Annotated in this window: 26 protein-coding genes; 5 read left to right on the top strand and 21 right to left on the bottom strand. The window is 31.5% G+C overall.

The features are described 5' to 3' along the window. The 13 genes from N456_RS02250 to lnt all read right to left on the bottom strand — a co-directional run bounded on the left by N456_RS02250 (position 1) and on the right by lnt (position 9,961). On the bottom strand, positions 1-1,869 hold the full coding sequence (locus N456_RS02250) for an ABC-F family ATP-binding cassette domain-containing protein (protein WP_062053437.1): 1,869 nt from the start codon (positions 1,867-1,869) through the stop codon (positions 1-3). A 61-nt stretch (positions 1,870-1,930) separates the two neighbouring features. Further along, the gene (locus N456_RS02255; protein WP_062053439.1) at positions 1,931-2,110 is read right to left on the bottom strand and encodes a hypothetical protein; all 180 of its coding nucleotides are present in this window, start codon (positions 2,108-2,110) and stop codon (positions 1,931-1,933) included. A gap of 4 nt (positions 2,111-2,114) precedes the next feature. After that, positions 2,115-2,771, bottom strand: a complete 657-nt coding sequence (locus tag N456_RS02260) for a hypothetical protein (RefSeq protein WP_062053441.1) — start codon at positions 2,769-2,771, stop codon at positions 2,115-2,117. Positions 2,772-2,791: 20 nt separating this feature from the next. Continuing rightward, positions 2,792-3,022: a hypothetical protein gene (locus N456_RS02265; RefSeq protein ID WP_062053443.1), complete on the bottom strand. Its 231-nt coding sequence runs from the start codon at positions 3,020-3,022 to the stop codon at positions 2,792-2,794. A gap of 29 nt (positions 3,023-3,051) precedes the next feature. After that, positions 3,052-3,708 (bottom strand): hypothetical protein, encoded by a 657-nt coding sequence (locus tag N456_RS02270; protein WP_148639149.1) that lies wholly within the window; start codon positions 3,706-3,708, stop codon positions 3,052-3,054. Then, complete coding sequence (locus N456_RS02275; protein WP_062053447.1) at positions 3,695-4,630, bottom strand: hypothetical protein; 936 nt, start codon at positions 4,628-4,630, stop codon at positions 3,695-3,697. Before N456_RS02275 ends, N456_RS02270 begins: the two co-directional genes overlap by 14 nt. Before the next feature lie 22 nt (positions 4,631-4,652). After that, entirely contained in the window at positions 4,653-5,195 is a 543-nt protein-coding gene (locus tag N456_RS02280) for a hypothetical protein (protein WP_062053449.1), read from the bottom strand. Positions 5,196-5,202: 7 nt separating this feature from the next. Beyond that, entirely contained in the window at positions 5,203-5,763 is a 561-nt protein-coding gene (locus N456_RS02285) for a hypothetical protein (RefSeq protein WP_148639150.1), read from the bottom strand. Positions 5,764-5,786: 23 nt separating this feature from the next. Continuing rightward, positions 5,787-6,443 (bottom strand): hypothetical protein, encoded by a 657-nt coding sequence (locus N456_RS02290; RefSeq protein ID WP_062053453.1) that lies wholly within the window; start codon positions 6,441-6,443, stop codon positions 5,787-5,789. 20 nt (positions 6,444-6,463) lie between these two features. Next, a complete protein-coding gene (locus tag N456_RS02295; RefSeq protein ID WP_062053455.1) occupies positions 6,464-7,402 on the bottom strand; it encodes a hypothetical protein in 939 nt (312 codons plus the stop codon). A gap of 3 nt (positions 7,403-7,405) precedes the next feature. Then, positions 7,406-7,804 carry a type VI secretion system tube protein TssD gene (tssD, locus tag N456_RS02300; protein WP_062053456.1) on the bottom strand — a complete coding sequence of 133 codons (399 nt, stop codon included), beginning with the start codon at positions 7,802-7,804 and terminating at the stop codon, positions 7,406-7,408. A gap of 244 nt (positions 7,805-8,048) precedes the next feature. After that, positions 8,049-8,348 (bottom strand): hypothetical protein, encoded by a 300-nt coding sequence (locus N456_RS23965; protein ID WP_148639151.1) that lies wholly within the window; start codon positions 8,346-8,348, stop codon positions 8,049-8,051. Between the two features lie 35 nt (positions 8,349-8,383). Then, positions 8,384-9,961 carry an apolipoprotein N-acyltransferase gene (gene lnt, locus N456_RS02305; protein ID WP_062053458.1) on the bottom strand — a complete coding sequence of 526 codons (1,578 nt, stop codon included), beginning with the start codon at positions 9,959-9,961 and terminating at the stop codon, positions 8,384-8,386. Between the two features lie 153 nt (positions 9,962-10,114). On the opposite strand from lnt, the gene N456_RS02310 reads away from it, so the two are divergent. Continuing rightward, positions 10,115-10,867: a CDP-alcohol phosphatidyltransferase family protein gene (locus N456_RS02310; RefSeq protein ID WP_062053558.1), complete on the top strand. Its 753-nt coding sequence runs from the start codon at positions 10,115-10,117 to the stop codon at positions 10,865-10,867. Between the two features lie 110 nt (positions 10,868-10,977). Here the strand turns inward: N456_RS02310 and lptB are convergent, their stop codons facing one another. From lptB to N456_RS02330, 4 genes are all read right to left on the bottom strand, one after another. After that, entirely contained in the window at positions 10,978-11,721 is a 744-nt protein-coding gene (lptB, locus tag N456_RS02315) for an LPS export ABC transporter ATP-binding protein (RefSeq protein ID WP_062053460.1), read from the bottom strand. An 80-nt stretch (positions 11,722-11,801) separates the two neighbouring features. Beyond that, a complete protein-coding gene (locus N456_RS02320) occupies positions 11,802-12,152 on the bottom strand; it encodes a carboxymuconolactone decarboxylase family protein (protein ID WP_062053462.1) in 351 nt (116 codons plus the stop codon). A gap of 1 nt (position 12,153) precedes the next feature. After that, positions 12,154-12,975 (bottom strand): twin-arginine translocase subunit TatC, encoded by an 822-nt coding sequence (gene tatC / locus N456_RS02325; protein WP_062053465.1) that lies wholly within the window; start codon positions 12,973-12,975, stop codon positions 12,154-12,156. Continuing rightward, positions 12,975-13,958 (bottom strand): KpsF/GutQ family sugar-phosphate isomerase, encoded by a 984-nt coding sequence (locus N456_RS02330; protein WP_062053466.1) that lies wholly within the window; start codon positions 13,956-13,958, stop codon positions 12,975-12,977. Before N456_RS02330 ends, tatC begins: the two co-directional genes overlap by 1 nt. Before the next feature lie 221 nt (positions 13,959-14,179). On the opposite strand from N456_RS02330, the gene N456_RS02335 reads away from it, so the two are divergent. The 3 genes from N456_RS02335 (at position 14,180) to N456_RS02345 (ending at position 18,860) form a co-directional block, all read left to right on the top strand. After that, positions 14,180-16,381 carry a RecQ family ATP-dependent DNA helicase gene (locus tag N456_RS02335; protein ID WP_062053468.1) on the top strand — a complete coding sequence of 734 codons (2,202 nt, stop codon included), beginning with the start codon at positions 14,180-14,182 and terminating at the stop codon, positions 16,379-16,381. 414 nt (positions 16,382-16,795) lie between these two features. Then, a complete protein-coding gene (locus N456_RS02340; RefSeq protein WP_062053470.1) occupies positions 16,796-17,728 on the top strand; it encodes a peptidylprolyl isomerase in 933 nt (310 codons plus the stop codon). Between the two features lie 337 nt (positions 17,729-18,065). Beyond that, a complete protein-coding gene (locus N456_RS02345; RefSeq protein WP_148639152.1) occupies positions 18,066-18,860 on the top strand; it encodes a hypothetical protein in 795 nt (264 codons plus the stop codon). 586 nt (positions 18,861-19,446) lie between these two features. On the opposite strand, the gene N456_RS02350 is transcribed toward N456_RS02345, so the two are convergent. From N456_RS02350 to N456_RS02365, 4 genes are all read right to left on the bottom strand, one after another. Then, positions 19,447-20,004 carry a thioredoxin family protein gene (locus N456_RS02350; RefSeq protein ID WP_062053474.1) on the bottom strand — a complete coding sequence of 186 codons (558 nt, stop codon included), beginning with the start codon at positions 20,002-20,004 and terminating at the stop codon, positions 19,447-19,449. Between the two features lie 59 nt (positions 20,005-20,063). Then, positions 20,064-22,577: a M14 family zinc carboxypeptidase gene (locus tag N456_RS02355; RefSeq protein WP_082422406.1), complete on the bottom strand. Its 2,514-nt coding sequence runs from the start codon at positions 22,575-22,577 to the stop codon at positions 20,064-20,066. 96 nt (positions 22,578-22,673) lie between these two features. Beyond that, complete coding sequence (locus tag N456_RS02360; RefSeq protein WP_062053476.1) at positions 22,674-23,069, bottom strand: PUR family DNA/RNA-binding protein; 396 nt, start codon at positions 23,067-23,069, stop codon at positions 22,674-22,676. 74 nt (positions 23,070-23,143) lie between these two features. After that, entirely contained in the window at positions 23,144-24,901 is a 1,758-nt protein-coding gene (locus tag N456_RS02365) for an ABC transporter ATP-binding protein (protein ID WP_062053478.1), read from the bottom strand. Between the two features lie 139 nt (positions 24,902-25,040). Between N456_RS02365 and N456_RS02370 the strand changes: the two genes are divergently transcribed. After that, positions 25,041-26,138, top strand: a complete 1,098-nt coding sequence (locus tag N456_RS02370; RefSeq protein ID WP_062053480.1) for a Glu/Leu/Phe/Val family dehydrogenase — start codon at positions 25,041-25,043, stop codon at positions 26,136-26,138. Positions 26,139-26,236 lie beyond the last annotated feature (98 nt).

The raw sequence follows: 26,236 nt of genomic DNA on the forward strand, positions 1-26,236 counted from the left end.
TTACCCTTCCATTTTTTCAGAAAGCTCTAACCAACGCATTTCTCCTTCTTCAATTTGTTGAATGATTTTTTTTAGTTTTAAAGATTCTTCATTAATCTTTTCGGCATCTAGATTTCCTTTAACAAATAAGGTTTCAATATCTTTTTTCTGAATTTCTAATTTTTTTAGATCTCTCTCGATTCGATTAAACTCTTTTTGTTCGTTATACGAGAGTGTGGTTTTATGATTTTTTTTCCAAGAGTTTTTTGGTTTTGACTCAGTAGTATCAGATGATTTTACTTCGGGTTCTTTACTACTTTCATAAATACGATAATCAGTATAATTACCCGGAAAATCTTGGATAACGCCATTACCTCTAAATACAAATAGGTGATCTACAATTTTATCCATAAAATAACGATCATGGGATACTACAATCAAACATCCAGGGAAATCCAATAAGAAATTCTCTAGCACATTAAGTGTTACAATATCTAGATCATTAGTAGGCTCATCCAGAATTAAGAAATTAGGATTCTGAATCAAAACGGTACAGAGGTATAGCCGTTTTCGTTCACCACCACTTAGTTTTTCTACAAAATCATATTGTTTTTTACGATCAAAAAGGAAGCGTTCTAATAATTGTTGGGCAGAGATTTGTCTACCTTTTTTTAGAGGGATGTAGTCTCCGAATTCTCTAATTACATCAATTACTTTTTGTCCTTCTTTAATAGTAATACCACTCTGCGTATAATATCCGAATTTTATAGTATCACCAATAATTATTTTTCCATGATCAGGAGTAATTGCTCCTGTAATCATATTTAGAAATGTAGACTTACCAGTTCCGTTTTTACCAATGATACCGATACGTTCTCCTTTTTTAAAAACGTATTCGAATTTGTCTAATAATAATCGGTTATCAAAAGATTTAGAAATTTTATGAAGTTCTAGGATTTTACTTCCCATACGCTCCATATTAATTTCTAATTGTACCTCATGGTCATTACGACGTTTATGAGCGCGATCTTTGATTTCATAAAAATCATCAATCCTAGATTTGGATTTGGTAGTACGTGCTTTGGGTTGGCGACGCATCCAGTCTAATTCTTTTTTATAAAGTTGTTTAGCCTTATCAGTAGCGATTTGCTCATTAGCAATTCTAGATTCTTTATTCTCTAGATAATATGCATAATTCCCTTTATAACTATAGAGTTTTCCATTTTCTAATTCTACAATTTCATTACATACATTTTCTAGAAAATAACGATCGTGAGTGACCATAAAAAGAGTAAAGTTCTCTTTTGCAAAATATTCTTCTAACCATTCTATCATTTCTAAATCTAGGTGGTTAGTAGGTTCATCAAGATATAATAGATTAGGTTTGCTTAATAAGATATTGGCTAGTGCTAATCGTTTTTTTTGCCCTCCTGATAATTCGTTTACTTTTTTACTTAAATCATCTAGCTTAAGTTTAAAAAGTATTTGTTTATACTGCGTCTCAAAATCCCAAGCATTAATAGCATCCATTTTTTCGAAAGCATGTTGATATCCCTCTGCATCATCAGGGTTTAGTAATGCTTTTTCATATGCATTAATTACCTGTAGGATCTCATTATCCGAAGCAAAAATAGTTTGCTCGATAGTAAGGTTAGGATCTAAATTAGGCTCTTGTGGTAAGAATGCAACTTTTAGATTTTTACGATAAATGACTTGTCCATCATCTGGTTCTTCATCTCCAGCGACAATGTCTAGGAGTGAAGTTTTTCCGGTTCCATTTTTGGCAACAAAGCCAATTTTCTGACCTTCATTAATCCCAAAAGAGATGTTCTTAAAAAGGATTCGCTCTCCAAATCCTTTAGCGATATTTTCTACTGATACGTAATTCACAATTTTTTATAAAAAAGCAAAGGTACAAAGATGTGGAATAAGGTATGGTGTAAAATGTGTTTTAATACATTTTTAGAAACAGTGATATAAAATGATTGTTATTTCTTTTTGGGCGGTCCTCTTTTTTGAATTCTATTTCTAGTTGCTGGTCTATTTCGTTTAGTGCTTCATTACGGATAGCATCATCAAAGGTTTCTTTAACGATGCCACTGATCTGACCATCTAGATATTGGTTGCTCATTACATTATTTTATCTCTATAGGGATAAAAGCAAAATCAAATGGTAATGGTTTTTTACTTGCTAAAAAATCGTCTAAAAATTGCATAATCTGATTAACAACTTCATTAGGTACATCATTTTTAATGCAATACACCGATAATTTTCCGTACTCATAAGAAAATAATATGCCTACTTTTGTATAACGAGGAGATTCTTTATTAAAAGTAGGGATTCCAAAATTAATATTATATGTGCTAATAGCATTATGAAGTTCCTTTATGAAATCATGAGAATTAATAAACCCTCCATCTTTTGAAAAAGGACCATATTCTATCTTTTCATTACTACAACGATCAAATATTCCTATCTCATTAAATAAGTCAATAGATGCTTTAGATTGAAAAAGAATATCGTTTGTCTCAACATATAATATCCGATTTACAGAATCTAAATGTAATTCATAACTATGCTTCTTTATTATATCTAAATTCTGATGATTAATCTCTAGATATTTTTTTAATCGTTCTAGATCTTTTATGCTTTTTATTGGAGGGTAATTTATGTAGTATGATTGTACTAGTGATGTAAACTCTTTTTTAAGTAGCTCATCATTCATTTCTCCTTTGCAACCTATAAAGGTGCAGACCAGCAAAATACTAACTAATTTTATTGTCTTTTTCATCATAATTAAGTATTAAATTACTAAAAATCCCATATAAAATCTTTTATATATTTGACTACTTGTTCATTTCCTACACTTATAATAATTACATCTTTTGTGCTTCCTTTAAAAACAAATGCATTTTTGTATAATTGATGCCCTCCACCTGTTACAAATGTATCTTGGTACTCAATCGTATTTGCTAAGTTTTTACCCATATTACGTACGGTAAAATAAGCTCTATATGGTATAATTCGACATCCCAAATCCATGGTTCCTTTAAATGTATATTCATTCGAAGCTACAAAAAAACAACAGGTATGTAGACGTAATCAAAAGTAGCGTTTTGTTGTGATTGCAATATGCTATCAATCTTGTTTTGAACAATACCTAATTGATGTTTTGGAACCCCTTTCTTACAGAGGATAGATGTTTTTTTGTTTTTATATTGAAATATAGCAGACTTTTTAAAGCTTTTTTCTAATGTGCTAGAATAGATATAAGCAGTTGAATCTAATGTTTTTATGATTTCATTTTGTAATGTTTTTTCTACGCTTTTTGGATAGTCATCATTATTTAAATTTGAAAAATCTTTAGAGAACCCTATAAACTGTAAGTTGTTACAATAATCATATAAATTTACTTTTTCCAGATCTAAATTTAGCTTGATTTTCTTTTCGTACCACTTTTCATTTTTCTCTGCAATAGTAATCGTGCTATCCTTATTTAAGGTTAATAAATAAAATGGATCATTCATCCCTTTATATTCATAATGCTTTTCTACAAAACGTAAAAAATTCTGAAAATCAGATTTAGATCTTATAGGATAATAAGACACAAAAAAATTAGTCAATATAAGATCCCATTTTTCTCTAGTCTCTTTTTCTTTTTTCTCATTTTTACAAGATAAAACTCCTGCCAAGATAAAAAATACAACAAGAAATTTAATTTTTACCATGAATGAAGTTTTTAATAAAATAATAATCAATCTCATTTTTAGTCTCTAAAATAATAGTAGGGACTTTACCTCTACCTTGAAAATAAAAAGAGTTCTTATATGAATCTCCAAAAACTGTAGCATGATTACCTTTAGCTTCAATTTGAGCTACATTATTTGATTTTTCTTTAACTATGTAAGTTCCTGTTACAGGTATAACACCTCCATTGATACATACAATTGTTTCAAAATGATAATTTCCTATTCCCATTCCTAAATAACCCGTATTTCTTTTAATACCTGATATGCTAAAATCCTTAGGATAGAAGCCCCCAGCATTATTTTTACCTGCAATCATCCTAATATACCCTTCTCTTTGACTTAGTATTGCGTTTTCAATTTTTGGTTTCAACTTGGCTCCTATATAGCTTGATATATTAATACGAGGCCCTCCTGATCCAGCAAAGTCTCTAACCTTATCCATCCAACTAGCATTTTTATTAAAGTGAGGTCGGATGTCTCCAAAGGTTTTTCCTACATACTCATATGCATCGGATACATCAGAATCATTAGGAGAAGAAATATCCTCATCCCAGATATATTCTTTGGTTTCTTTATTACGAATCCAATCGTAGGGTTGTGCGTTTTTTTCTGTATGCACCTGTATATAATCTTGTACCTCGTGCTCTACGTTATTTTTAATATATGCATCGATATACTCATCGATATCATCAGTACTATAAAACACTCCACTATACGCCATCTGTATAGTAATTAACATTTTGGTTTTTTCTATGGCAAAACCACTTTCTAGTCGCTGGTCTATTTCGTTTAGTGCTTCATTACGGATAGCATCGTCAAAGGTTTCTTTAACGATGCCACTGATCTGACCATCCAAGTATTGGTTGACCAAACCTAGTTTTAGTTGTAAGTTGATATCCATGCCTTATGATTTAGTAGGCCAGTTATAAACCTATTTTTATAGCAGTTAAATATATTATTGATGATCTGTAGACAATATTATCAAAGTTCTTAGTGCCATCGATTAATTTATCAATTAATTCATCGTTATTATATCCATCAGCCATTAGTTGATTTATTTTTTTTATTTGAAAGGCCAAGTTAGTGTCTAGTCTATCTTTGTATGCAATCAAAACTCTTTCAGGACAGCCAACAAGTATTTTGTCTACTCCAACAAAAAAACTAAATTCATAAGAATCAAATAATTTATTTATCTTTTTATTCAGTTTTTTTTTATCCGTTTTTTTCAAAAATGATTTATAACTTTCTTTTGAAATACTTACAAGAAACCCGCTTTTAAGATAAATTTCTTCTAATCTTTTCATTAAATTATAATAATCAATTTCTATTTCTTTTTTAATTATTTCATCGCCAAATGTTTTAAAGTTTATTGATTCATTTATGCAATTCTCTAAATCAATCAACAAAGGTTTCTTTGCTTCTTTGCAAGAAATAATTATTAAAAAAAGTAAAGCTAATTTTTTCATGATTTTTTTAATCTAAAAATCCAGACTTAGATTTATTTATAAATGTTCTTTCTAATCTTTTTATTACTCCATTTTCATGTGATCGATGAATCGATAATTCATATCTGTCAAACCTGTTACCAGTTATTGGATGATATAAAGGTAAACGTATATTTGAAGTCTTACCTCCAAATAACTGACCACTTGTAAACTTAGGAGCTAAATCAGTTACTCCTATTTGAATTGTTCTATTTCCACTACCGTCAAAAGTAGATTCTCTTAGAAAAGGTATATTGTAATAAATTAAAGCATTACCTGCACCATAATCTAGATTAGCTTTACCTGATATTCCGTAACCATAATTTGAAAAATATTGATTTGGAAGAAAATGATCTAGTCCAAATACTTTAGAGAGATCACTGGCAAATAAAAATTGATCAAATTTTCGTTGTCCAGTAATAATATTTTTTCCAGCCATTAGATCTAACTTTAAAATCTGGTTTCCATCAAAGATGTTCGCTACACTTTCTCCTGTTACAGTAGTTAGCATCATCAAAGGTTTCTTTAACGATGCCACTGATCTGACCATCTAGATATTGGTTGCTCATTACATTATTTTATCTCTATAGGAATAAAAGCAAAATCAAATGGTAATGGTTTTTTACTTGCTAAAAAATCGTCTAAAAATTGCATAATCTGATTAACAACTTCATTAGGTACATCATTTTTAATGCAATACACCGATAATTTTCCGTACTCGTATAAGAGTAATACTTTAGATTGTGTTGTGAAAGGTCCTTTTTTGTTATATCCTGGCACTCCCAAAGTATTATCAGATACTTTGCTTATTGCTTCATGAATTTTTTTTAAAAAAGAATAATCACCTTTTTTTAATTCTTTTGAACAAAAACCTTTAATCACCATATCACCAGCACATTGATCAAGAACTCCAAGTTTTTCTATTAGGCTAATCGCTGCCTTAGATTTCCAAAAATCATTCTTGGTTTCTATATGTAATACTTTGTGTATAGAGTCTAAATACAAAACGTAATTCTGTTCTTTTATTATATTTAAATCTTGGTAATTAACTTCTAGGTATTTTGAAAACCTTTTTACATCTTCATTATTTTTTATCTTAGGATAATTAAAATAATACCAAGATAAAATAGAGGTAAACTCTTTTTTAAGTAGCTCATCATTCATTTCTCCTTTGCAACCTATAAAGGTGCAGACTAGCAAAATACTAACTAATTTTATTGTCTTTTTCATCATAATTAAGTATTAAATTACTAAAAATCCCATATAAAATCTTTTATATATTTGGCTACTTGTTCATTTCCTACACTTATAATAATTACACCTTTTGTGCTTCCTTTAAAAACAAATGCATTTTTGTATAATTGATGTCCTCCACCTGTTACAAATGTATCTTGGTACTCAATCGTATTTGCTAAATTTTTACCCATATTACGTACGGTAAAATAAGCTCTATATGGTATAATTCGACATCCCAAATCCATGGTTCCTTTAAATTCATATTCATTCGAAGCTACAATACTTTCTCTACGAGTTATAGCATCGATACCAAAATCAACTGGAGAAAAAGTAAAATTAGGATATGGGTAATTAGGATCGCTACTAGTTCTTCTATTAGCTTCTTTTTGTCTCAAAAAAGCATTTTCTATTTTAGGAGCTAATTTAGCTCCTATATAGCTTGATATATTAATACGAGGCCCTCCTGATTTTGCAAAGTCTCTAACCTTATCCATCCAACTAGCATTTTTATTAAAGTGAGGTCGGATGTCTCCAAAGGTTTTTCCTACATACTCATATGTATCGGATAAATCAGAATCATTAGGAGAAGAAATATCTTCATCCCAGATATATTCTTTGGTTTCTTTATTACGAATCCAATCGTAGGGTTGTGCGTTTTTTTCTGTATGCACCTGTATATAATCTTGTACCTCATGCTCTACGTTATTTTTAATATATGCATCGATATATTCATCGATATCATCAGTACTATAAAACACTCCACTATATGCCATCTGTATGGTAATTAACATTTTGGTTTTTTCTATAGCAAAACCACTTTCTAGTCGCTGGTCTATTTCGTTTAATGCTTCATTACGGATAGCATCGTCAAAGGTTTCTTTAACGATGCCACTGATCTGACCATCTAGATATTGGTTGACCAAACCTAGTTTTAGTTGTAAGTTGATATCCATGCCTTATGATTTAGTAGGCCAGTTATTACCATGCTTAGCAGTACCGATTTCTATATCTTTGGCACTAATAACTACCTGTGATGTCATAGCCTTATTGTTCTTACTATGATAGTTTTGTACATAATTGAGACAAAAGGCTTCATCGAATTTGATCGTCTGCATCACAGACATCGCATCGTTATTAAAAAACTGTATTTTTCCACTTTTCATCATGGTAGGGGATACTGCCCATTCTGCAAAAAGATTGACCTCTTTATGATATACAAGGGTTACTGTAAATTGTCCTGCTATAGGTCTAGAGTTGGGTCTGCCGTTATAATCGCTATTTTGATTAATGGCTACAGTACAATCCTCGATAGTAAATGGTATTCCTTCGATTTCTAATTTTCCTAAAAATGACATGTGATATTTGGTTTTAAAAGTTTATATTAATTTATCTTCTTCTCAAAAGTAAATTATTAGTATTAGTTTACCATACAGATATCTGTATGAGGTAGTATATTTTATAGATATGCTATAGTATAAGGGAATGACTTATGTGTTTTATTTATTTGATTTTCAGTAATTTGAATGTTTTTTTGGAGATGTGTTATTTTTCTGTTTTTTTTAGATAAAATTATTGGTTCTAAGAGTATTGTTCATCATTTTATCTATCTACAGTCGAGAAATTAGCACTTACATCGAAGAAATAGACGCTTACAGTCGAGAAATTAGCACTTACATTAAAGAAATAGGCGCTTACAGTCGAGAAATTAGCACTTACATTAAAGAAATAGACGTTTACAGTCGAGAAATTAGTACTTACATTAAAGAAATAGGCACTTACAGTCGAGAAATTAGTACTTACATTAAAGAAATAGGCACTTACAGTCGAGAAATTAACATTTACATTGAGGAAATTAACATTTACAGTCAAGAAATTAACACTTACATTAAGGAAATACAATAACCTTAGGATAACTGTTTACTAAAAAGCGGGGATTACTTATTTTTTCTTCTTGTAATAGCGAGTAAAAAAACACCTATAGCTATAAAAATAGCAATACGAGCGATGTAATTACCAGCTTTTGCATAAAAAGTGATTGTATCATTAGTGATAAGAGTTCCTTTTAGTGTTCCTTGTTTTTGATACCCTAGAGAGGCAACAATAGTACCTGTTTGATCGATAATGGCAGAGATTCCTGTATTAGCACTTCTGGCAATACTTCTACGAGTTTCGATGGCTCTTAGTTTAGCATAGGCCAGGTGTTGTCTATGTCCCTGTGTATTGCCCCACCAAGCATCATTGGTGATGATGGCTAAGAAATCAGCTTTGTTTCTAATATACCCTGTTGTAAATTCTCCATAGATACTTTCATAGCAAATCAATGGTGCGACACCAATACTATCTTTAGTAAAAAAAACTTCTCGTTCTTCTTGTGTTGTTTTCTTGGCTACGGTTCCTCCTAGATCGATCATGGCATCACCAAAAATAGGTTTTAGGGTACTTTGATAAGGGAAATTTTCTACTCCAACAACAAGTTTACTCTTATGATATAACGCATCACTCCCATCAGAACGAACAAAGAAAGCAGAGTTGTAATCATCATAGTAAATTCCATCCTTGTACGTATTGGTTTGCTTATGGATTTTGTTTGTATCATTAAAAACATCAATGAGCGATATCCCTGATAAAAAATTAGCATTAGGGTATTCGTTAAGTAATTTGATCGCTGTTTTTTTTGCTATAGAGCTAGGGAAATTATGTAGTCTGTTACTGTCAGCAAAAACAGTTTCTGGAGCAATGATAAAATCAGTTGTGGGCGTAATTACTGTTCTGGTAAGAGAATCTAATAGTACGCTAATTCGGTTATCGGTGGTATTGTATTTTTCGGTATACGGATCTACATTAGGTTGTAGGATAACGACTTCTATAGGTTTTCCGTTTTCTTTATATGTTTTTAGTATGATGAATGATAGTATAATGGGAATAATAATCATCAACCCATTGCGGATAGCGGATCTGTATAGAATCGTTTTGTCTTTATGTTCTAGATATAGTAGTATGCTTTTAAAAACACCGATGTTTACTACCCAAATCCATAGTGTTCCGCCAAATGTACCAGTATATTCATACCATTGTATCCATGAGGTAAAATCGGCAAATCCATTTCCTAGAGTAAGCCAAGGCCAAGATACTTGCCACTGTAAATGAAAATACTCAAAACCTATCCAAAAACATGCTAAAAATATAGTGCTGATTGTAAATGTGGCTTTTTTGGCTATAATGTGGTATAATAAGAATACAATATTCATTAATAAGCTATTGACTACTACTGCTATCCACATGCCTATTGCGGTAGAGTTATATATCCACCAAGTGGTAATGATATTCCATATAAAAAAAGCGAGAAAACCAAGAGCAAAAATTTTAGTTTTACTGTACTTATTTTTTCGAATAGTATATTCTGCAAGTAACAAAGGGACAAACCCAAAGAATAAAAATAAAGGAAATCCATAGGTAGGCCAGCTTACAGCAAGTAATAATCCGGTCAGAATGGCTAATAAAATGTTTTTCATAGCAGAAGATATACAATACAATAACGAAATTAAACTTATTTAGTTACAAATAATATAATTGAATACTTCTTTTTTGTTAAGCTTATGTGTGATATTGTAAATCTATATGAACAGACTAAAATAGTTTACTACTTTTACAAAAAAATAAAGTGTATGTGGATTAAAAGACAAATTCCGAATTGTATAACGTTGCTTAACCTTTTTAGTGGATGTATTGCGGTTATTTTTGCTGTTCAGGGGCAATTAGAGTTAGCAGCTTTTATGGTTATACTAGGTATTGTTTTTGATTTTTTTGATGGTTTTGCAGCGAGGATTTTAGATGTGAGAAGCGAGCTAGGGTTACAACTCGATTCTTTAGCAGATATGGTTACTAGTGGTGTTGCTCCAGGTTTTATAATGTATCAATTATTATCTCAGGTTTTTGGGAAACCATTTTATGTTATCCCTAACTTATGGGATACGGATCAGGTTATAGCAAGTTTGGATATGTCTTATGTATCTTTATTAGGGTTGTTAATTATATTAGCTTCGGCATATCGTTTGGCAAAATTTAATATTGATACACGTCAGACATCTTCATTTATAGGCTTGCCTACGCCTGCAAATACATTGTTGATTATTAGCCTACCACTTATTCTGCAGTTTCAGCAAGAGGCATGGATCCATGCAATACTCCTAAATAAATGGTTTTTGATTGGTTTAACACTGCTAAGTTGTTATCTGTTAAATGCCGAAATTCCTTTGTTTGCGTTAAAATTTAAAACATGGGACTTTGCAAAGAATAAGATCCGATATGTTTTTCTAATAGTAGCACTAGTTTTAATAGTGTTATTACACTTTATGGCTATCCCTTGTATAATTTTATTGTATGTATTAATGTCTCTTATACCAGATAAAGGAGCATAAAATAAGCGAGACAAGCTCGCTTATGATATATTATAAAGTAGGATATATACTATAGATTTATTACAATAAAGATATTATGAACCGAAATAGAAATAAGAAGAACTACTTATTTAGTTAAAATCTAATTTCTTTTTTCTAAGCTCAAAATTTTGTCCTAGATAGACCTTACGTACCATTTCATCTTCTGCTAATTCTTCAGGAACTCCTGCTTTAAGAATACTTCCTTCAAACATCAGATATGTTCTGTCTGTTATTGCTAGAGTTTCTTGTACATTGTGATCTGTAATCAGGATGCCAATGTTTTTGTCTTTTAATTGAGCTACGATACGTTGTATATCTTCTACCGCCACAGGATCTACTCCGGCAAAAGGCTCATCTAGTAATATAAAATTGGGATCGGTAGCTAGTGCACGAGCAATCTCTGTACGACGACGCTCTCCACCACTTAATAAGTCTCCACGGTTTGTACGGATATGTCCTAAACCAAATTCTTCTATAAGAGCCTCCATTTTATGCAGCTGTTCTTTTTTAGACAATTTAGTAAGTTGTAGTACACTTAGGATATTATCCTCTATACTCAGTTTTCTAAATACAGAAGCTTCTTGCGCTAGATATCCAATACCGTTCTGTGCACGCTTGTACATAGGAAATTTAGTGATATTAGTATTGTCTAAAAAAATGCTCCCTCCATTAGGTTTTACTAAGCCTACAATCATGTAAAAAGATGTTGTTTTACCAGCACCATTAGGACCCAAAAGCCCTACGATTTCTCCTTGATTAACTTCTAAAGAAATTCCTTTTACTACTTTTCTACCTTTATAGGATTTTATCAGATTGTCTGCTTTTAACTTCATATCAGAATGACTTCTTTAATAATAGGGTGTTGCTAAAATGAGTTGGTAAATTTACATTATTCTACTTAATCCTTGTTGATTTAAGAAACTTTTGCTTCGAGTGCATCCCAAAACTCATAGGCGCGACGTAAATGAGGGATTACAATAGTTCCTCCTACCAGTGTAGCAATGCTAAGTGCTTCTACAACTTCTTCCTTACTAAGACCTTCTTTATGACATGTTTCTAGATGATAGGCAATGCAATCATCACAGCGTAGTACGGCAGAAGCCACAAGTCCTAATAGCTCTTTGGTTTTAATATTTAGAGCACCCTCCATATAAGCATTAGTATCTAGATTGAAGATTCTCTTAATTATTTTGTTATTATCCTCTAGAATACGAGAATTCATTTTTTCTCTGTAGCTGTTAAATTCGTCTACAATATCACTCATGTTAGCTTATTTTTCGTTGTTTTTTAATGACTGCTTTAGAAATAAAGATACTTATTTCATATAATACTAAAACTGGTATGGCAACAATAACCTGACTAGCAATATCAGGAGGTGTGATTATTGCAGAAAGGATGAGTACAATGACTAAAGCAAATTTCCTGTATTTTCTTAAGAATTCGGGGGTTACTAAGCCTATTTTTGTAAGAAAAAACATAATAACTGGTAATTCAAATATTAATCCACATGCAATAACTGATGCTCTTACCAAAGCGATATAACTATCAATATCAAATTCATTAAGGACTTCTTTACTTACCTGATATCCTCCTAGGAAATTAATAGATAATGGAGTGATGATATAGTACCCAAAAAGTACCCCTAAAAAGAATAAAAAAGAACAAATAATGATAAAACCTTTAGAGCTTTTTTTCTCATTATCATACATCGCAGGAGCAATAAATTTCCAAAACTCATATAATATATAAGGAAATGCCATAATAAAACCAGCAGTTATCGATGTCCATATATGAACAGAAAATTGCCCAGATACTTTTCTACTTTGTACACTAAATGGTAATTCTTTAAAGCATAAACTTTCGTCTAACCCCATGGTTTTTGACAAATTACATAAGCCTTTATAGGTAGGGAAGTCAGGTTTTTTTGGCCCAAAAATAAGCACATCAAAAATAAATTCTTTTGCAATAAAAGCGATAATACCAGTGATAAGTACTGCTGTAGTAGCTCTGATTAAATGCCAACGTAACTCTTCTAGATGATCTAGAAAAGACATATACTGAGGATCTTTTTTAGTAGTAGCTGCCATTATAGAATTCCTTCTCTCATTAGATCATGGATATGTAATAGTCCCATGTATTTACCATCTTGTTCTGATAATAATTGTGTGATTGCATTTTCTTCTAACTTATCAAGAGCGTCTACAGCCATAGCATTATCATTAATATGCTTAGGATTAGGAGACATAATATCTCTGGCAGTTAATCCTGTAAAAGAAGTATTTGTTGTAAGCATTCTACGTAGATCACCATCTGTTATAATACCAATAATAGCACCATTTTCTGTTACTGCTGTGGCTCCAAGTCTTTTTTCTGTAATTTCTACAATTACAGTATTGATATCAGCATCAGGAGCTACTTCTGGTTTTTCATTTCTAGAAGTAATATCACTGACTCTTAGGTATAATTTTTTTCCCAGAGCGCCCCCTGGGTGATATCTAGCAAAATCACGACTAGAAAACCCTTGAAGATGTAATAAACAAACAGCTACAGCATCACCAATAACAAGTTGTGCCGTAGTACTGGTAGTAGGAGCAAGGTTATTAGGGCAGGCCTCCTTCTCCACATAAGCGTTTAATACATAATCGGCTTCTTTTCCTAGGAAAGAATCTTTATTAGCAGTAATCCCGATCAAAGGGTTTTTGAAATTTTTGATTAGAGGGACTAACACTTTTATTTCTGGAGTATTCCCGCTTTTAGAAATACAAATTACGGTATCATCTTCTAAAATATTTCCTAAATCTCCATGAATAGCATCTGCAGCATGCATAAATACTGCTGGAGTACCTGTAGAGTTCATAGTAGCTACAATCTTAGTAGCAATAATGGCACTTTTGCCAATACCAGTAATAATAACTCTGCCTTTTGAGTTATGAATGGTCTCTACGGCATTGGAGAATTCTTCATCAATAAGTTCTTCTAAATAAGCTATTGCGCGAGCTTCTTCTGCAATAGTTTTTTTTGCGTATGAAATTATAGTTTCCTGAGTCGTCAAAATTTGAAAAATTTTCATGTTATAATTAAAGATTTTATTATCTTTAATTTACGCAAAGGTATACAATACCTTATTAATTTTAAATAATGATAAAAAAAAGCATATTAATTTATGCTTTGTTTATCTTTGGCATGCTAAAATTAAAAATGAAACATCCATTAAATCAGTATTTGGGGGAGTATAGATTTGATGTTAGTAAATTTGTTAATTTAATTGGTATATAAAAGTTAAAATATTTAATGAGTTTGAACGGAACTGACTTGCAAAGTGCTTTAAAAAAACATTTTGGCTTTAGTCAATTTAGAGGACTACAGGAAAAGGTAGTACAGAGTGTCTTAGAAAAAAAGAATACTTTTGTAATAATGCCTACAGGAGGTGGTAAATCCCTATGTTACCAACTGCCTGCTTTGATGTGTGAAGGAACTGCTATTGTAGTTTCTCCCTTGATTGCATTAATGAAAAATCAAGTGGATGCTATTAGGAGTATCTCATCGGTTGATGGGATTGCTCATGTGCTTAATTCATCTCTTAATAAATCTGAGATAAAAAGAGTTAAAGAAGATATCATTAATGGGATTACAAAACTATTATATGTAGCTCCAGAATCGCTAACAAAAGAAGAATATGTAGATTTTTTGAAAGCTCAGAAGATATCCTTTTTAGCGGTAGATGAAGCACATTGTATAAGTGAATGGGGACATGATTTTAGACCTGAATATCGAAATCTACGTAATATAATTAAAAGAATAGGAGAAGATATTCCGATTATTGGACTGACTGCCACAGCAACTCCCAAAGTGCAAGAAGATATTCTTAAAAATCTTGCAATGAGCAATGCAGAGACATTTAAAGCTTCTTTTAATCGCCCGAATTTATTCTATGAAATTCGACCAAAAACCAAGAATGTAGATGCTGATATTATTCGTTTTGTAAAACAAAACTCAGGAAAAAGTGGTATCGTTTATTGCTTGAGTAGAAAACGAGTAGAAGAATTAGCACAAACGCTAGAGGTTAATGGTGTAAAAGCGGTTCCATACCATGCTGGATTAGATGCAAAAACAAGAGCGAGACATCAAGACATGTTTTTGATGGAAGATACAGATGTTGTAGTTGCTACTATTGCATTCGGGATGGGAATTGATAAACCCGATGTTAGATTTGTGATTCATCATGATATGCCTAAAAGTATAGAGAGTTATTACCAAGAAACAGGTAGAGCAGGGCGCGATGGAGGAGAAGGGCATTGTCTGGCGTATTATGCATATAAAGATATAGAGAAACTAGAGAAGTTTATGAGTGGTAAACCTGTTGCAGAACAGGAAATAGGGCATGCCTTATTGCAAGAGATTGTAGCCTTTGCAGAAACTTCCATATCTAGACGAAAATTTATATTACACTATTTTGGGGAAGAATTTGATGAAGTAAATGGAGAAGGTGCGGATATGGATGATAATATACGTAATCCTAAGAAAAAACACGAAGCAAAAAACGAAGTAAAACTTTTGTTAGAAGTTGTTAAAGAAACAGGCGAAATCTATAAATCAAAAGATCTTGTAAATACACTGATTGGTAAGAGTAATGCATTGATTATATCTCATAGAACTCATCAGCAACCTTTTTTTGGAAGTGGTAAAGAAAAAGATGATAAATATTGGATGGCACTTGCTAGACAAATATTAGTAAAAGGGTATTTGCGTAAGGATATCGAAACATATGGAGTGATAAGAATTACAGAAGAAGGAAAAAAGTTTATTGATACCCCATCTAGTTTTATGATGACAGAGGATCATGTTTATAACCAAGCTAGTGATGATTCTATAATAACTGCTACAAAATCTGGAGCTAAAGTAGGAGATGATAAATTAGCAAATATGCTACGAGGTTTAAGAAAAACAGTAGCTAAGAAGTTAGGTGTCCCTCCGTTTGTAGTATTTCAAGATCCATCGATTGAGGATATGGCCCTTAAGTACCCTGTTACCATTGAGGAGTTAGCAAATGTTCATGGAGTAGGAGAAGGGAAAGCAAAAAAATATGGTAAAGAATTTGTAACTTTTATAGCTAAATATGTAAAAGAAAATGATGTAATGAGACCTGATGACTTTGTCGTAAAAAGTACAGGAGCCAATAGTGGTCTAAAATTGTATATCATACAAAATGTAGATCGAAAACTACCTTTGGATGATATAGCCGCTGCAAAAGGAATGGATATGCCAACCTTTATAAAAGAAATGGAAGCAATAGTATATAGTGGTACTAAGCTTAATATAGCATATTGGATTGATGAAATCTTGGATGAAGATCAGCAAGAAGAAATTCATGAATACTTTATTGAAGCTGAAAATGATAAAATAGACACCGCAATAGAAGAGTTTGATGGCGATTATGATGATGAAGAATTACGCCTATATAGAATAAAATTTATTAGTGAAGTGGCGAATTAATACACCCACATGATGAATGAAATACAAAAAGGCTTTAGAGAATTTTCTAAAGCCTTTTTTCTGTTATATAATTCTTACTATGAATAAGTTGGTGTAAAGCGGACCTGTTTATGAGAGATTTTGAAAGACCAACCAAGAAACGTACTCAATAGATTTCTAAATAATACTTTTTAGATTAATAGCATTATCTAAAAAAAAAAATCATCTATTCCAAAACCCAGAAGAAGGCGTTAAAACTAATTGGTTGTGTTTTTTGCTTGATAATAGTAGTCTTGATTATTAGTTAAATATGTTTTTAAAAAACCTGTTTTGATATAATGCGAAAAAATATTTCTTTGTTTTATTTTTAAATTAAAACCATCTACAATTACCTATCTTTGCAACTTAAAAATTAAAGCTTAAAAACACGCAGTTATGCAAGACGGATTATACGCAAAATTCAATACAACAAAAGGAAGTATCCTTGTTAACTTAGAATACAAGAAAACTCCAGGAACAGTAGGTAACTTTGTAGGCCTAGCTGAAGGGAATTTAGAAAATGAGGTTATTCCACAAGGAAAACCATATTATAATGGTTTGAAATTTCATAGAGTAATTGCAGATTTTATGGTTCAAGGAGGAGATCCACAAGGAACAGGCGCTGGTGGTCCAGGATATCAATTTGATGATGAAATACACCCAGATTTAAAACATGATGGACCAGGGGTTTTGTCTATGGCAAATGCTGGACCAGGAACAAATGGGAGTCAGTTTTTTATTACTCATGTAGAAACTTCTTGGTTAGATGGAAAACACACTGTATTCGGAAAAGTAGTAGAAGGACAAGATATTGTAAATGCAATTGAACAAGGTGATGAAATAACATCTTTAGAAATACAGAGAGTAGGAGCAGAAGCAGAAAACTTTAATGCAGTAGAGACTTTTAGAAGTTTTAATGGAGCAAAAGCAGAACGTGAAGCTATAGCCCAAAAAAAATCAGAAGAACTATTACAGGAAGTAGCAGCAGGGTTTGATAAAACAGATAGCGGTTTACGATACAAAATTATCCAAAATGGAGATGGAGTAAAAGCAGAAAAAGGAAAAACAGTTTCTGTACACTATAAAGGAAGTTTGGTCGATGGTACTGTATTTGACTCTTCTTATAAACGTAACCAACCAATTGATTTTCCTTTAGGAATGGGACAAGTAATTTCTGGATGGGATGAAGGTATTGAGTTATTACAAGTAGGAGATAAAGCAAGGTTTGTAATTCCTTCACATCTTGCATATGGCGAAAGAGGAGCGGGAGGTGTTATCCCTCCTAATGCAACACTTATCTTTGATGTAGAATTAATGAATGTAAAATAATATTTTTAAATAATATTTTAAAAATCCCTGATGAAAATTCAGGGATTTTTTTGTAAAAAATGAATTAGTCTTACTACGAATTACCTAATGTCCTTTTTAGAGATTTTTAATATCAACTATTATAAATGTAGATTATTATGTTGATAGGGATTTTTGCTGAGAATTTCATATATATTACCTGTTAAAATGTTTTTTAACATTTTTTAACGCTTTTTATTGTATTTTAACAGAAGTATACAGTGAAATTTTATAACAATGATTTTTGTTAAAAAATAAAAATAAGATGTATAAATCCTCTTTTATTTATATTTTAATAAAAAATTGGACACCCCTAAATATGAAACAAGGACTTATTATTACTTTTCTACTATATAATATTAGTCTTGCCTTAGGACAAGGAAAAGCTGATATTTTAGTTGATATAAACGATCAAATAGAGATTATAGATAGTTATACAGAGTTTGAAACTTTTTTCTTAGACCCCGAAGAATTTCTTGATAAAATGGCAGATCATGGAGCAGAGCTTAATGGATATTATGAGCATGAACGCCTTAAGAAAATTGTAAGAAAAGTAGGAACTAGAACAGCAGATGTAGAAACTACATTTTACTTCTGGAATGATAGGCTAATTCATGTGAATTATAAACAACGACCATATGTAGAAGCAAAAAATGAAAGTGGTCAACGAATTTTGGATTACTCTAATGCGTATACTAAATATGAATCTAATCATTATTTTAATGAGGATAAAGAAATAGAAAAAAAAATAAAGGGGCAGCCATTAAGCGAAGTTGCCACAGAGAAAGACTTTGTAAAGTATGCTAATAAAATGAAATCTTTGTTAGATAATAAATTCTATAATAGAGATATCTACGAAGCATTACAAGGAAAATGGCTTTTTATACAGAATACAGAAGATTACTTAATGTTTGAGGGTACTATACGATTTAATTTCTATAACGGTAAATTCGCTAATCGTTTAAAAACTAAGATAGATGATAATATCTTAATTTGTTTTTTTCCTATGGATGATAGAAATTATCGGTATGAGATAAAAGAAGTGACAGAGAATGTATTGACGCTGATAGACCTTTCTTCTAAAGAAGAATTTGTATATGCTAAAGTAGAGTAACCCTTTATTTTAATAAAATAACAAACAAATAGTATAAACAGTAAATAATACCATCTATAATAAGTGGAGTATTCATTAGAGTAGTACTATCATTCTTTGTATTTCTCCATATCCTTCCTTTATATTAGGGTATTCTAAATTGTAAAAAGAGATAGTGTTAAACCCCATTTTTTAATAAAAAATAAGTGCAGGACTAGTAGTCATAACACCTAACCATATGATTTTCTTTCCTAAGTTAGCAGCATAGTTTTTAGTGAATTCTATTTCTTATTTACCAATTCCCATACCTTTAGCTGCTTTTAAAAGGTATATCTTTTCTAATTGTAATGCTTCAGAGGTGCAGAAACCTGTAACAGCTTGGTGCTTTCTAATTTTTAATACCCCTAAAACGGTATGCTCTTTTTGGATTAAATAGTAAGTAAAAGTATTGGATTGAAAATCGTTTTCAAAAGCTTCTTTATTAAAGTTAGATCAAGATAGTAACTAGGATCTTCATTTTTTCATATATGAGCATAATGTTCAGGGTAGAATTGTTGACTAATACTAATTAGAGTATTGATGTCAGTACTAGAAGATTCTTTAAAGGTTATTCTTTCCATTTTATGTTGCACCCAATACTGGGTTTTTGTTGATCAGAAACTTTGACGTTACGACGTACAGCATCTAATGCTTGGCGAAGATCACGACCATTAACTGGGATTCCGTTGCCAGGTCTGGAGTCATCAAGCTGCCCTCGATAAATTAGTTTTAAATCAGAGTCGAACAAGTAAAAATCAGGAGTGCAAGCAGCATCGTATGCTTTAGCGATTTCTTGATTTTCATCAAATAGATAAGGGAAAGTATAATTGTTTTTTTGTGCAGTTTTCCACATTTCTTTAGGATTGTCTTGTGGATATTTTTTAATATCATTGCTGCTAATAGCTACAAAACCAAATCCTTGTACACGATAATCATTGGCAATGCGAACAATTTCTGCATTTACATGGATAACAAAAGGGCAATGATTACAAATAAACATTACGATAGTCCCTTTTTTACCTTTAATATCTTTTAGGCTGACCGAATTATTGGTAACAGCATCTGTGAGTGTAAAATCGGGAGCGATAGTACCTAAAGGTAACATGTTAGAAGGAGTACGTGCCATAATTTTTATGTGTTCAAAAAATTTAGATTGTAATTTGCAATTTTTGATTACAAATATATTTACATTTCATTACTAAAGAAAATTGCATTCATAAGTAATTTATTAGTACCATACCAGAAACCTCTAAAATTGGTGTTATCGGTAAATAGAATTGTATTTCCTTTGCCAAGGTCATTGTGTCTAAAAGGCACTGTACCTGATAAAGAATCTAAATTATTTTTACTTATATAGCCACTCAATAATGGGTTTTTAGTGTACTGGATAGGATTTTTATAACTTTGTTTATGAGGCTTTATAAATAATCGGGTATTTCTAAATAATGAAATTTTATTGTTTTTGTATCCAAAATTAATAGGGTGAGAGCGATCTATTTTAGCTTCAAAAATAGCTCCACCAATTACTTGAGCTCCATGAAAATCTTGTTTCTGCTCAAAAGAGATATGGACAGCATTTTCTTTTGGTGTGCTAAAACTTATAGTCATAAAATTATTAGCAGCAAAATATTGAGCAGCATTTCTATAACCGATTAATGTACCTCCATTACGAACCCATGTTTTTAATTTTTCTGTCTTTTCTTTACCAAAAAGCGGCTTAGAACTGTTCGGTAATATGATATGTGTGTATTTTGATAGATTAATTGTGCTAAAGTTATCTGTTGCTAATTTTGTGATAGGAATATCATAACGTTGATCCATTAGATGCCAGATTTCGCCAGAATCATAGGGGGTAATACCAGTACCTGTGCATAAGCCAATTCTGGGTAATGATACTATTTTGAACTGAGAACTTCCTAAATCTATGCCTTGTGTAAGACCGGTTTGAACGCCAGTGATATTAATATGGCTATTAGTAGCTATTTTTTGTAAAAATACATGTAACTCGTCTTTGTTTAATCTTTGATCCTGAACAGGAATTAGAATAGTACCATAATCATAATAGTTGGATTCTAAGGAAAAAGGTTTCATACCTACCTTTGCTCTTAATCCTTTTGATAGAATTTGATATAAAGCTTTAGGGCTATAATATTCATGCCATTGCATTAAATAAGCATAGTTACTTTTATTGACCTCACTAGTTTTTTGGTAAGAAAGCTCGGATATTTCGTCACCCATATTTGATAAAGAGCTATTATCAACGTAATCTAGGTTAAAAGCTAATGGAAATGTCCATGCAGATACATCATAAAATAAGCTATCCTTAAACGTAGTCCTTTTTTCAAAAATAGCTTTTAATAACCGTTTTTGCCTTTGCTTTTTAGGCACGACATAACTATATCCTTTTTTAAAAGATTTGCCTTGTGATATGGTATTTTGTTTGAGTTCATGAACTTTGATGTGATGTCTCTTAAGGATTTCTGCTAGATGGTATGAGGATGCAGCATCTTTTTCATTACCAAAAATATAAGCACCTTCTGAAGCTTCTTTTCTTGCATTATTATAAAAATCTCGTTTATATTCTAATAGTTCTTTACGCATTGATTTTGCAGCTTCTAATGTAGATAATGTGGCAGTAAGTTGATTTCTTATCGTAAAAGGAAAAGTAAGTATTCCATTATCAGTTTGTTGTGCATGTCCACGAGAGCTGCCTTGCTCAAATAAGATGCCAATACCTCCATTAATGTCAGGAAAAGTAGAGCCTTTTCCATAATAGAAATCGTCGAAATTTTCTTCAGTATAATATAACGACCCTATATTGTCTAATGCCTTAACATGGTAGTTTGCAATTTTTTTGGTTAATTTTTGATTTAATTGTGGAGTTAGCGGGTGAGTCCTAGATTGGATTCCTGGTTGAAAAAAGAAAGTACTATTAGAACCCATTTCATGATGATCAGTAAGGATATTAGGATACCACTGATGAAATGTTTTGATACGAGCACGAGATTCGGGTAGTTGTACGGGTAGCCAATCGCGATTCATATCAAACCAGTAATGGTTTGTTCTCCCACCAGGCCATATTTCATGATATTCTCGATCTTGTGGGTCTGTACTAATGTTTTTACTTTTATTGGTATTGGCCCAATATGCAAAACGTTGCAAACCATCAGGATTTAGCGAAGGGTCAAACAAGATAACAACAGTGTTTAAGAGATCTTCTATTTCTTCGCCCTGAGCTGCCGCCAGATAATAGGCTGCAATTAGAGAGGCATTAGAACCACTGGGTTCATTACCATGTATAGAAAATCCTTGATATACAATTGCTGGTAATTTTTCTATAGCTAACTGATTAGAATTGCTCTGGGTAAGTTGGATATGTTGTTTTTGTATTTCATCAAGATTTTGATGATTTTTTTCAGAGGTTATAGTGAGTACTATAATCGGGCGATCTTCAAAAGTATTTCCTCTATCTTCTAGAGTTATCCTAGGAGATGTTTTAGCAAGTACTCTCATGTAATTTACAAGCTTATCATGTGTTACATGCCATTTCCCAGGAATATAGCCAAGGATACTTTGCGGAGTTGGAATATCTGGATTATAAGTAATGTTTTTGGGAAGATAATATGCTAAAGAAAGATCATCTTGAGAAAAAGAAATAAAATTTATTGATATGAAAAAAAAAGTAAAGATGAGTTTCATTTGAGTTATTTATTTGATATGTGAAGATAAAAAAAACCGCTTCAGTGAATGAGGCGGTTTACATAATTTTAACTTTAGGTTTCTTATAATAGTATCCTAGATATCATCAAAGCTTACATCTGTAAAGCTTTCTGTGGATGCAATAACTTCTGCTTCATGACCATTATTTTCAACTACATCTTTCTCGTATGATTTTTGAAAATCTTTCTGGTGTCTTTCGCTTATTACTTCCTCTCCTTTTTCTTTAACAATAAAGTCGGTCATCTCATTCAAGATTTCTGTAAAGCCAACGAAATCTTCTTTATATAGATAGATCTTGTGCTTTTTATAGTGAAAAGAACCGTCATCATTGGTGAACTTTTTACTTTCAGTTACTGTTAAATAGTAATCTCCTGCTTTTGTAGCTCTTACGTCAAAAAAATATGTTCTTCTTCCTGCTCGCAAAACTTTTGAGAAAATTTCTTCTTTATCCATCATTTCATTATCACTCATAATCCGTATTTATTAATTAATATGTTATGATAGTTTCAAAAATCCAAAAAAAATGTTAACCGTACAAAAAAAAATTAGATTTCTTTTTCACTAAGTTGTTTTAAATAAAGGTCTTTATAATATCCAGAGCTGTTTATTAGTTGATTATGAGTACCTTGTTGTGTTATTTTGCCATCTTCAAGAACTATAATTTTATTTGCATTTTTTATGGTAGAGATTCTATGACTCACTATAAAAGTGGTCTTGTTTTTAGAAATGCTATGTAGATTATTGAGGATTTCTTCCTCAGTTTCGGTATCTACCGCAGATAAACAATCATCAAAAAGTAATATAGATGGATTCTTTAGGATAGCTCTAGCAATAGAAACTCGTTGTTTTTGTCCTCCAGAAAGCGTTATTCCACGTTCTCCTAAAATGGTATCATATCCTTTGCTAAATTCAATAATATTATCATGTACTACAGCATTTTTTGCTGCTCTATATACTTCATCATTTGTTGCTTTTTCATTTCCGAATTTTATATTATTTTGTATGCTATCGCTAAATAAAAAAGCATCCTGAGGGACATAACCGATCTGCTTTCTTAAATCAGTTAGGTTCATGTTTCTTATAGGTGTTTCTCCAATTTGTATCTCCCCTGATGATACATCATAAAGTCGACCTATTAGATCTAGCAATGTTGATTTTCCAGAACCTGTTTTTCCAGTAATTCCAATTGTTTCTCCATTTTTTACTTCAAGATTTATGTTTTGTAAAGCTGTAATATTAGTGTCATCGTAGATAAAAGAAACATTAGTAAAGCTAATATTACCTTTGATAGGAGTGTGTTGCATTACAGTATTTGTAATTTCGGGTTCTTGACGAAGAAATTCATTTATTCGCACTTGTGAAGCTTCAGCTTGTTGTACTATTGAACTAACCCACCCAACAGTAGCTACAGGCCAAGTAAGCATGTTAACAAATATGATGAACTCTACAATAACACCAAGATCTTGTATGGTACCATTTATGAACTGTTTCCCTCCTATATATATGACTAATATGTTACTAAACCCTATAAGTAAAACCATTAAAGGAAAAAATAGGGCTTGGACTTTTGCTAAGTCTAGGTTTTTGTCTTTACTGATATTTGATAGATCAGTAAAACTTTTTTGAGTTTGTGATTCTATACCATATGCTTTGATGACTGTTATCCCACTAAAAGATTCTTGAGTAAAAGTGGTGAGTTTTGACAAGAATTCTTGTACTATAGAGCTACGGTGATGGATAGCAACGCTTAATTTATATATCAATACAGATAATATTGGTAAAGGGGTTACGGTGTACAACGTAAGTTCGGGAGCAATACTGATCATATATCCAATCACTATAATAAATAATGTAAACGTGTTTACACTATACATAATCGCTGGTCCTACGTACATTCTAACTTTAGAAACATCTTCACTAATACGATTCATAAGATCCCCAGTTCTGTTTTTCTTATAAAAATTCAGAGAAAGTTTTTGGTAATGCTGAAATACTTCATTTTTTAGGTCAAACTCTATAAAACGCGAGACTACAATAAAAGTTTGACGCATTAAAAAAGTGAATAAAGCAGAAATAAGTAAAGCACCTGCTATTAATGCTATATTAGTAATAAGACCACTTTTTACTTCTGCAATATCAGTAATTTCATTAGTAAGATATTGCTCGACAACATCTACAGAATCTCCAACTAATGTAGGTACTAATGTAGCAAAAATCCTAGCTATAATAGTGATAATTAGACCTATAATAAGACGGTATTTATAATTAAGAAAGTACTTGTTTAAATATCGTAATGCACGCATAAAAGATTAGTATTTAAAAACTTAAGTATTAGTAAATTCGTAAAATTTAACAGCTTTTAATTTAAAATTAATAAATATATACTATTTTAGCATCTTGATTTTAAATATAATATAATTTCATTTTTAAATTTTTTACAACATGATAACCGAAGTACTTACTGCAAATCAACTAAAAAAAGAAGCACCAGTATTTGGTCAACTATCTTTTGATAATCATGAACAAGTTGTTTTTTGTCAGGACAAAGATACAGGATTGAAAGCAATAATTGGAGTGCATAACACAATTTTAGGACCTGCACTAGGAGGGACTAGAATGTATGATTATGCAACAGAATGGGATGCTCTTAATGATGTATTGAGGTTATCAAGAGGGATGACATATAAAGCAGCTATAACCGGTTTAAATCTAGGTGGAGGAAAAGCAGTAATTATAGGTGATCCAAAAAAAATAAAAACGCCAGAGTTAATGAAGCGCTTTGGTAAATTTGTACATACATTAGGTGGTAAGTATTATACAGCAGAAGATGTAGGGATGGAAACATCTGATATGGATACTGTAAGAGAGGTTACTCCATATGTAACAGGGATTTCTGAGGCTAATGGTGGAGCAGGAAATCCATCTCCAGTTACAGCTTATGGGGTGTATATGGGAATGAAAGCATCGGCAAAATTTGCTTATGGAGATGATGCCTTAGAGGGTAAACGAGTTTTAGTTCAGGGAATAGGACATGTAGGAGAAGAATTGGTACGTTTGGCATCAGAAGAAGGGGCAAATGTAATTATTAGTGATATTAATGAAGAACGATTAGCAGCAGTAAGTAAAAAATACGGAGTAGATATTTATAGAGGAGATGATTTATATGCAGAAACAGCAGATATTTATGCTCCTTGTGCACTTGGTGCTACAGTTAATGATGACACAATTAATAAATTGAATGTTAAAATAATCGCAGGAGCAGCAAATAATCAATTAGCAAATGAGAATGTACATGGTGCATTGTTACAAAAAAAGGGAATTATATACGCTCCTGACTTTTTGATTAATGCAGGAGGTATTATAAATGTATATGCAGAGATAGAGAAATATGGGAGAGAGCAAATTACTACTAAAACAGAAAATATTTATAACACTACTTTAGATATTTTAAATAAAGCAGAAGTAACAGGTGTTACAACAAATGCAGCTGCAATTAGTATTGCCGAAGATAGAATTGCAACTCGAAAAAAGGAACTGTAATAAGAATAGATTCTTAAAATGAATACAACAACAATAGTTATTAGAATTTTTATTTCTAATAACTATTGTTGTTTTAAATACCCTCTATTATGAAAAAT

Origin of the sequence: Aquimarina longa SW024, assembly GCF_001401755.1 — a bacterium.
Classification (GTDB): Bacteria; Bacteroidota; Bacteroidia; order Flavobacteriales; family Flavobacteriaceae; genus Aquimarina; species Aquimarina longa.

Bases quoted from the DNA above. Each gene is read 5' to 3' on its own strand.
- N456_RS02255 (WP_062053439.1), bottom strand. From the start codon at position 2,110: ATGAGCAACCAATATCTAGATGGTCAGATCAGTGGCATCGTTAAAGAA.
- N456_RS02260 (WP_062053441.1), bottom strand. From the start codon at position 2,771: ATGAAAAAGACAATAAAATTAGTTAGTATTTTGCTGGTCTGCACCTTT.
- N456_RS02265 (WP_062053443.1), bottom strand. From the start codon at position 3,022: ATGGATTTGGGATGTCGAATTATACCATATAGAGCTTATTTTACCGTA.
- N456_RS02270 (WP_148639149.1), bottom strand. From the start codon at position 3,708: ATGGTAAAAATTAAATTTCTTGTTGTATTTTTTATCTTGGCAGGAGTT.
- N456_RS02275 (WP_062053447.1), bottom strand. From the start codon at position 4,630: ATGGATATCAACTTACAACTAAAACTAGGTTTGGTCAACCAATACTTG.
- N456_RS02280 (WP_062053449.1), bottom strand. From the start codon at position 5,195: ATGAAAAAATTAGCTTTACTTTTTTTAATAATTATTTCTTGCAAAGAA.
- N456_RS02285 (WP_148639150.1), bottom strand. From the start codon at position 5,763: ATGGTCAGATCAGTGGCATCGTTAAAGAAACCTTTGATGATGCTAACT.
- N456_RS02290 (WP_062053453.1), bottom strand. From the start codon at position 6,443: ATGAAAAAGACAATAAAATTAGTTAGTATTTTGCTAGTCTGCACCTTT.
- N456_RS02295 (WP_062053455.1), bottom strand. From the start codon at position 7,402: ATGGATATCAACTTACAACTAAAACTAGGTTTGGTCAACCAATATCTA.
- tssD (WP_062053456.1), bottom strand. From the start codon at position 7,804: ATGTCATTTTTAGGAAAATTAGAAATCGAAGGAATACCATTTACTATC.
- lnt (WP_062053458.1), bottom strand. From the start codon at position 9,961: ATGAAAAACATTTTATTAGCCATTCTGACCGGATTATTACTTGCTGTA.
- N456_RS02310 (WP_062053558.1), top strand. From the start codon at position 10,115: ATGTGGATTAAAAGACAAATTCCGAATTGTATAACGTTGCTTAACCTT.
- lptB (WP_062053460.1), bottom strand. From the start codon at position 11,721: ATGAAGTTAAAAGCAGACAATCTGATAAAATCCTATAAAGGTAGAAAA.
- N456_RS02320 (WP_062053462.1), bottom strand. From the start codon at position 12,152: ATGAGTGATATTGTAGACGAATTTAACAGCTACAGAGAAAAAATGAAT.
- tatC (WP_062053465.1), bottom strand. From the start codon at position 12,975: ATGGCAGCTACTACTAAAAAAGATCCTCAGTATATGTCTTTTCTAGAT.
- N456_RS02330 (WP_062053466.1), bottom strand. From the start codon at position 13,958: ATGAAAATTTTTCAAATTTTGACGACTCAGGAAACTATAATTTCATAC.
- N456_RS02335 (WP_062053468.1), top strand. From the start codon at position 14,180: ATGAGTTTGAACGGAACTGACTTGCAAAGTGCTTTAAAAAAACATTTT.
- N456_RS02340 (WP_062053470.1), top strand. From the start codon at position 16,796: ATGCAAGACGGATTATACGCAAAATTCAATACAACAAAAGGAAGTATC.
- N456_RS02345 (WP_148639152.1), top strand. From the start codon at position 18,066: ATGAAACAAGGACTTATTATTACTTTTCTACTATATAATATTAGTCTT.
- N456_RS02350 (WP_062053474.1), bottom strand. From the start codon at position 20,004: ATGGCACGTACTCCTTCTAACATGTTACCTTTAGGTACTATCGCTCCC.
- N456_RS02355 (WP_082422406.1), bottom strand. From the start codon at position 22,577: ATGAAACTCATCTTTACTTTTTTTTTCATATCAATAAATTTTATTTCT.
- N456_RS02360 (WP_062053476.1), bottom strand. From the start codon at position 23,069: ATGAGTGATAATGAAATGATGGATAAAGAAGAAATTTTCTCAAAAGTT.
- N456_RS02365 (WP_062053478.1), bottom strand. From the start codon at position 24,901: ATGCGTGCATTACGATATTTAAACAAGTACTTTCTTAATTATAAATAC.
- N456_RS02370 (WP_062053480.1), top strand. From the start codon at position 25,041: ATGATAACCGAAGTACTTACTGCAAATCAACTAAAAAAAGAAGCACCA.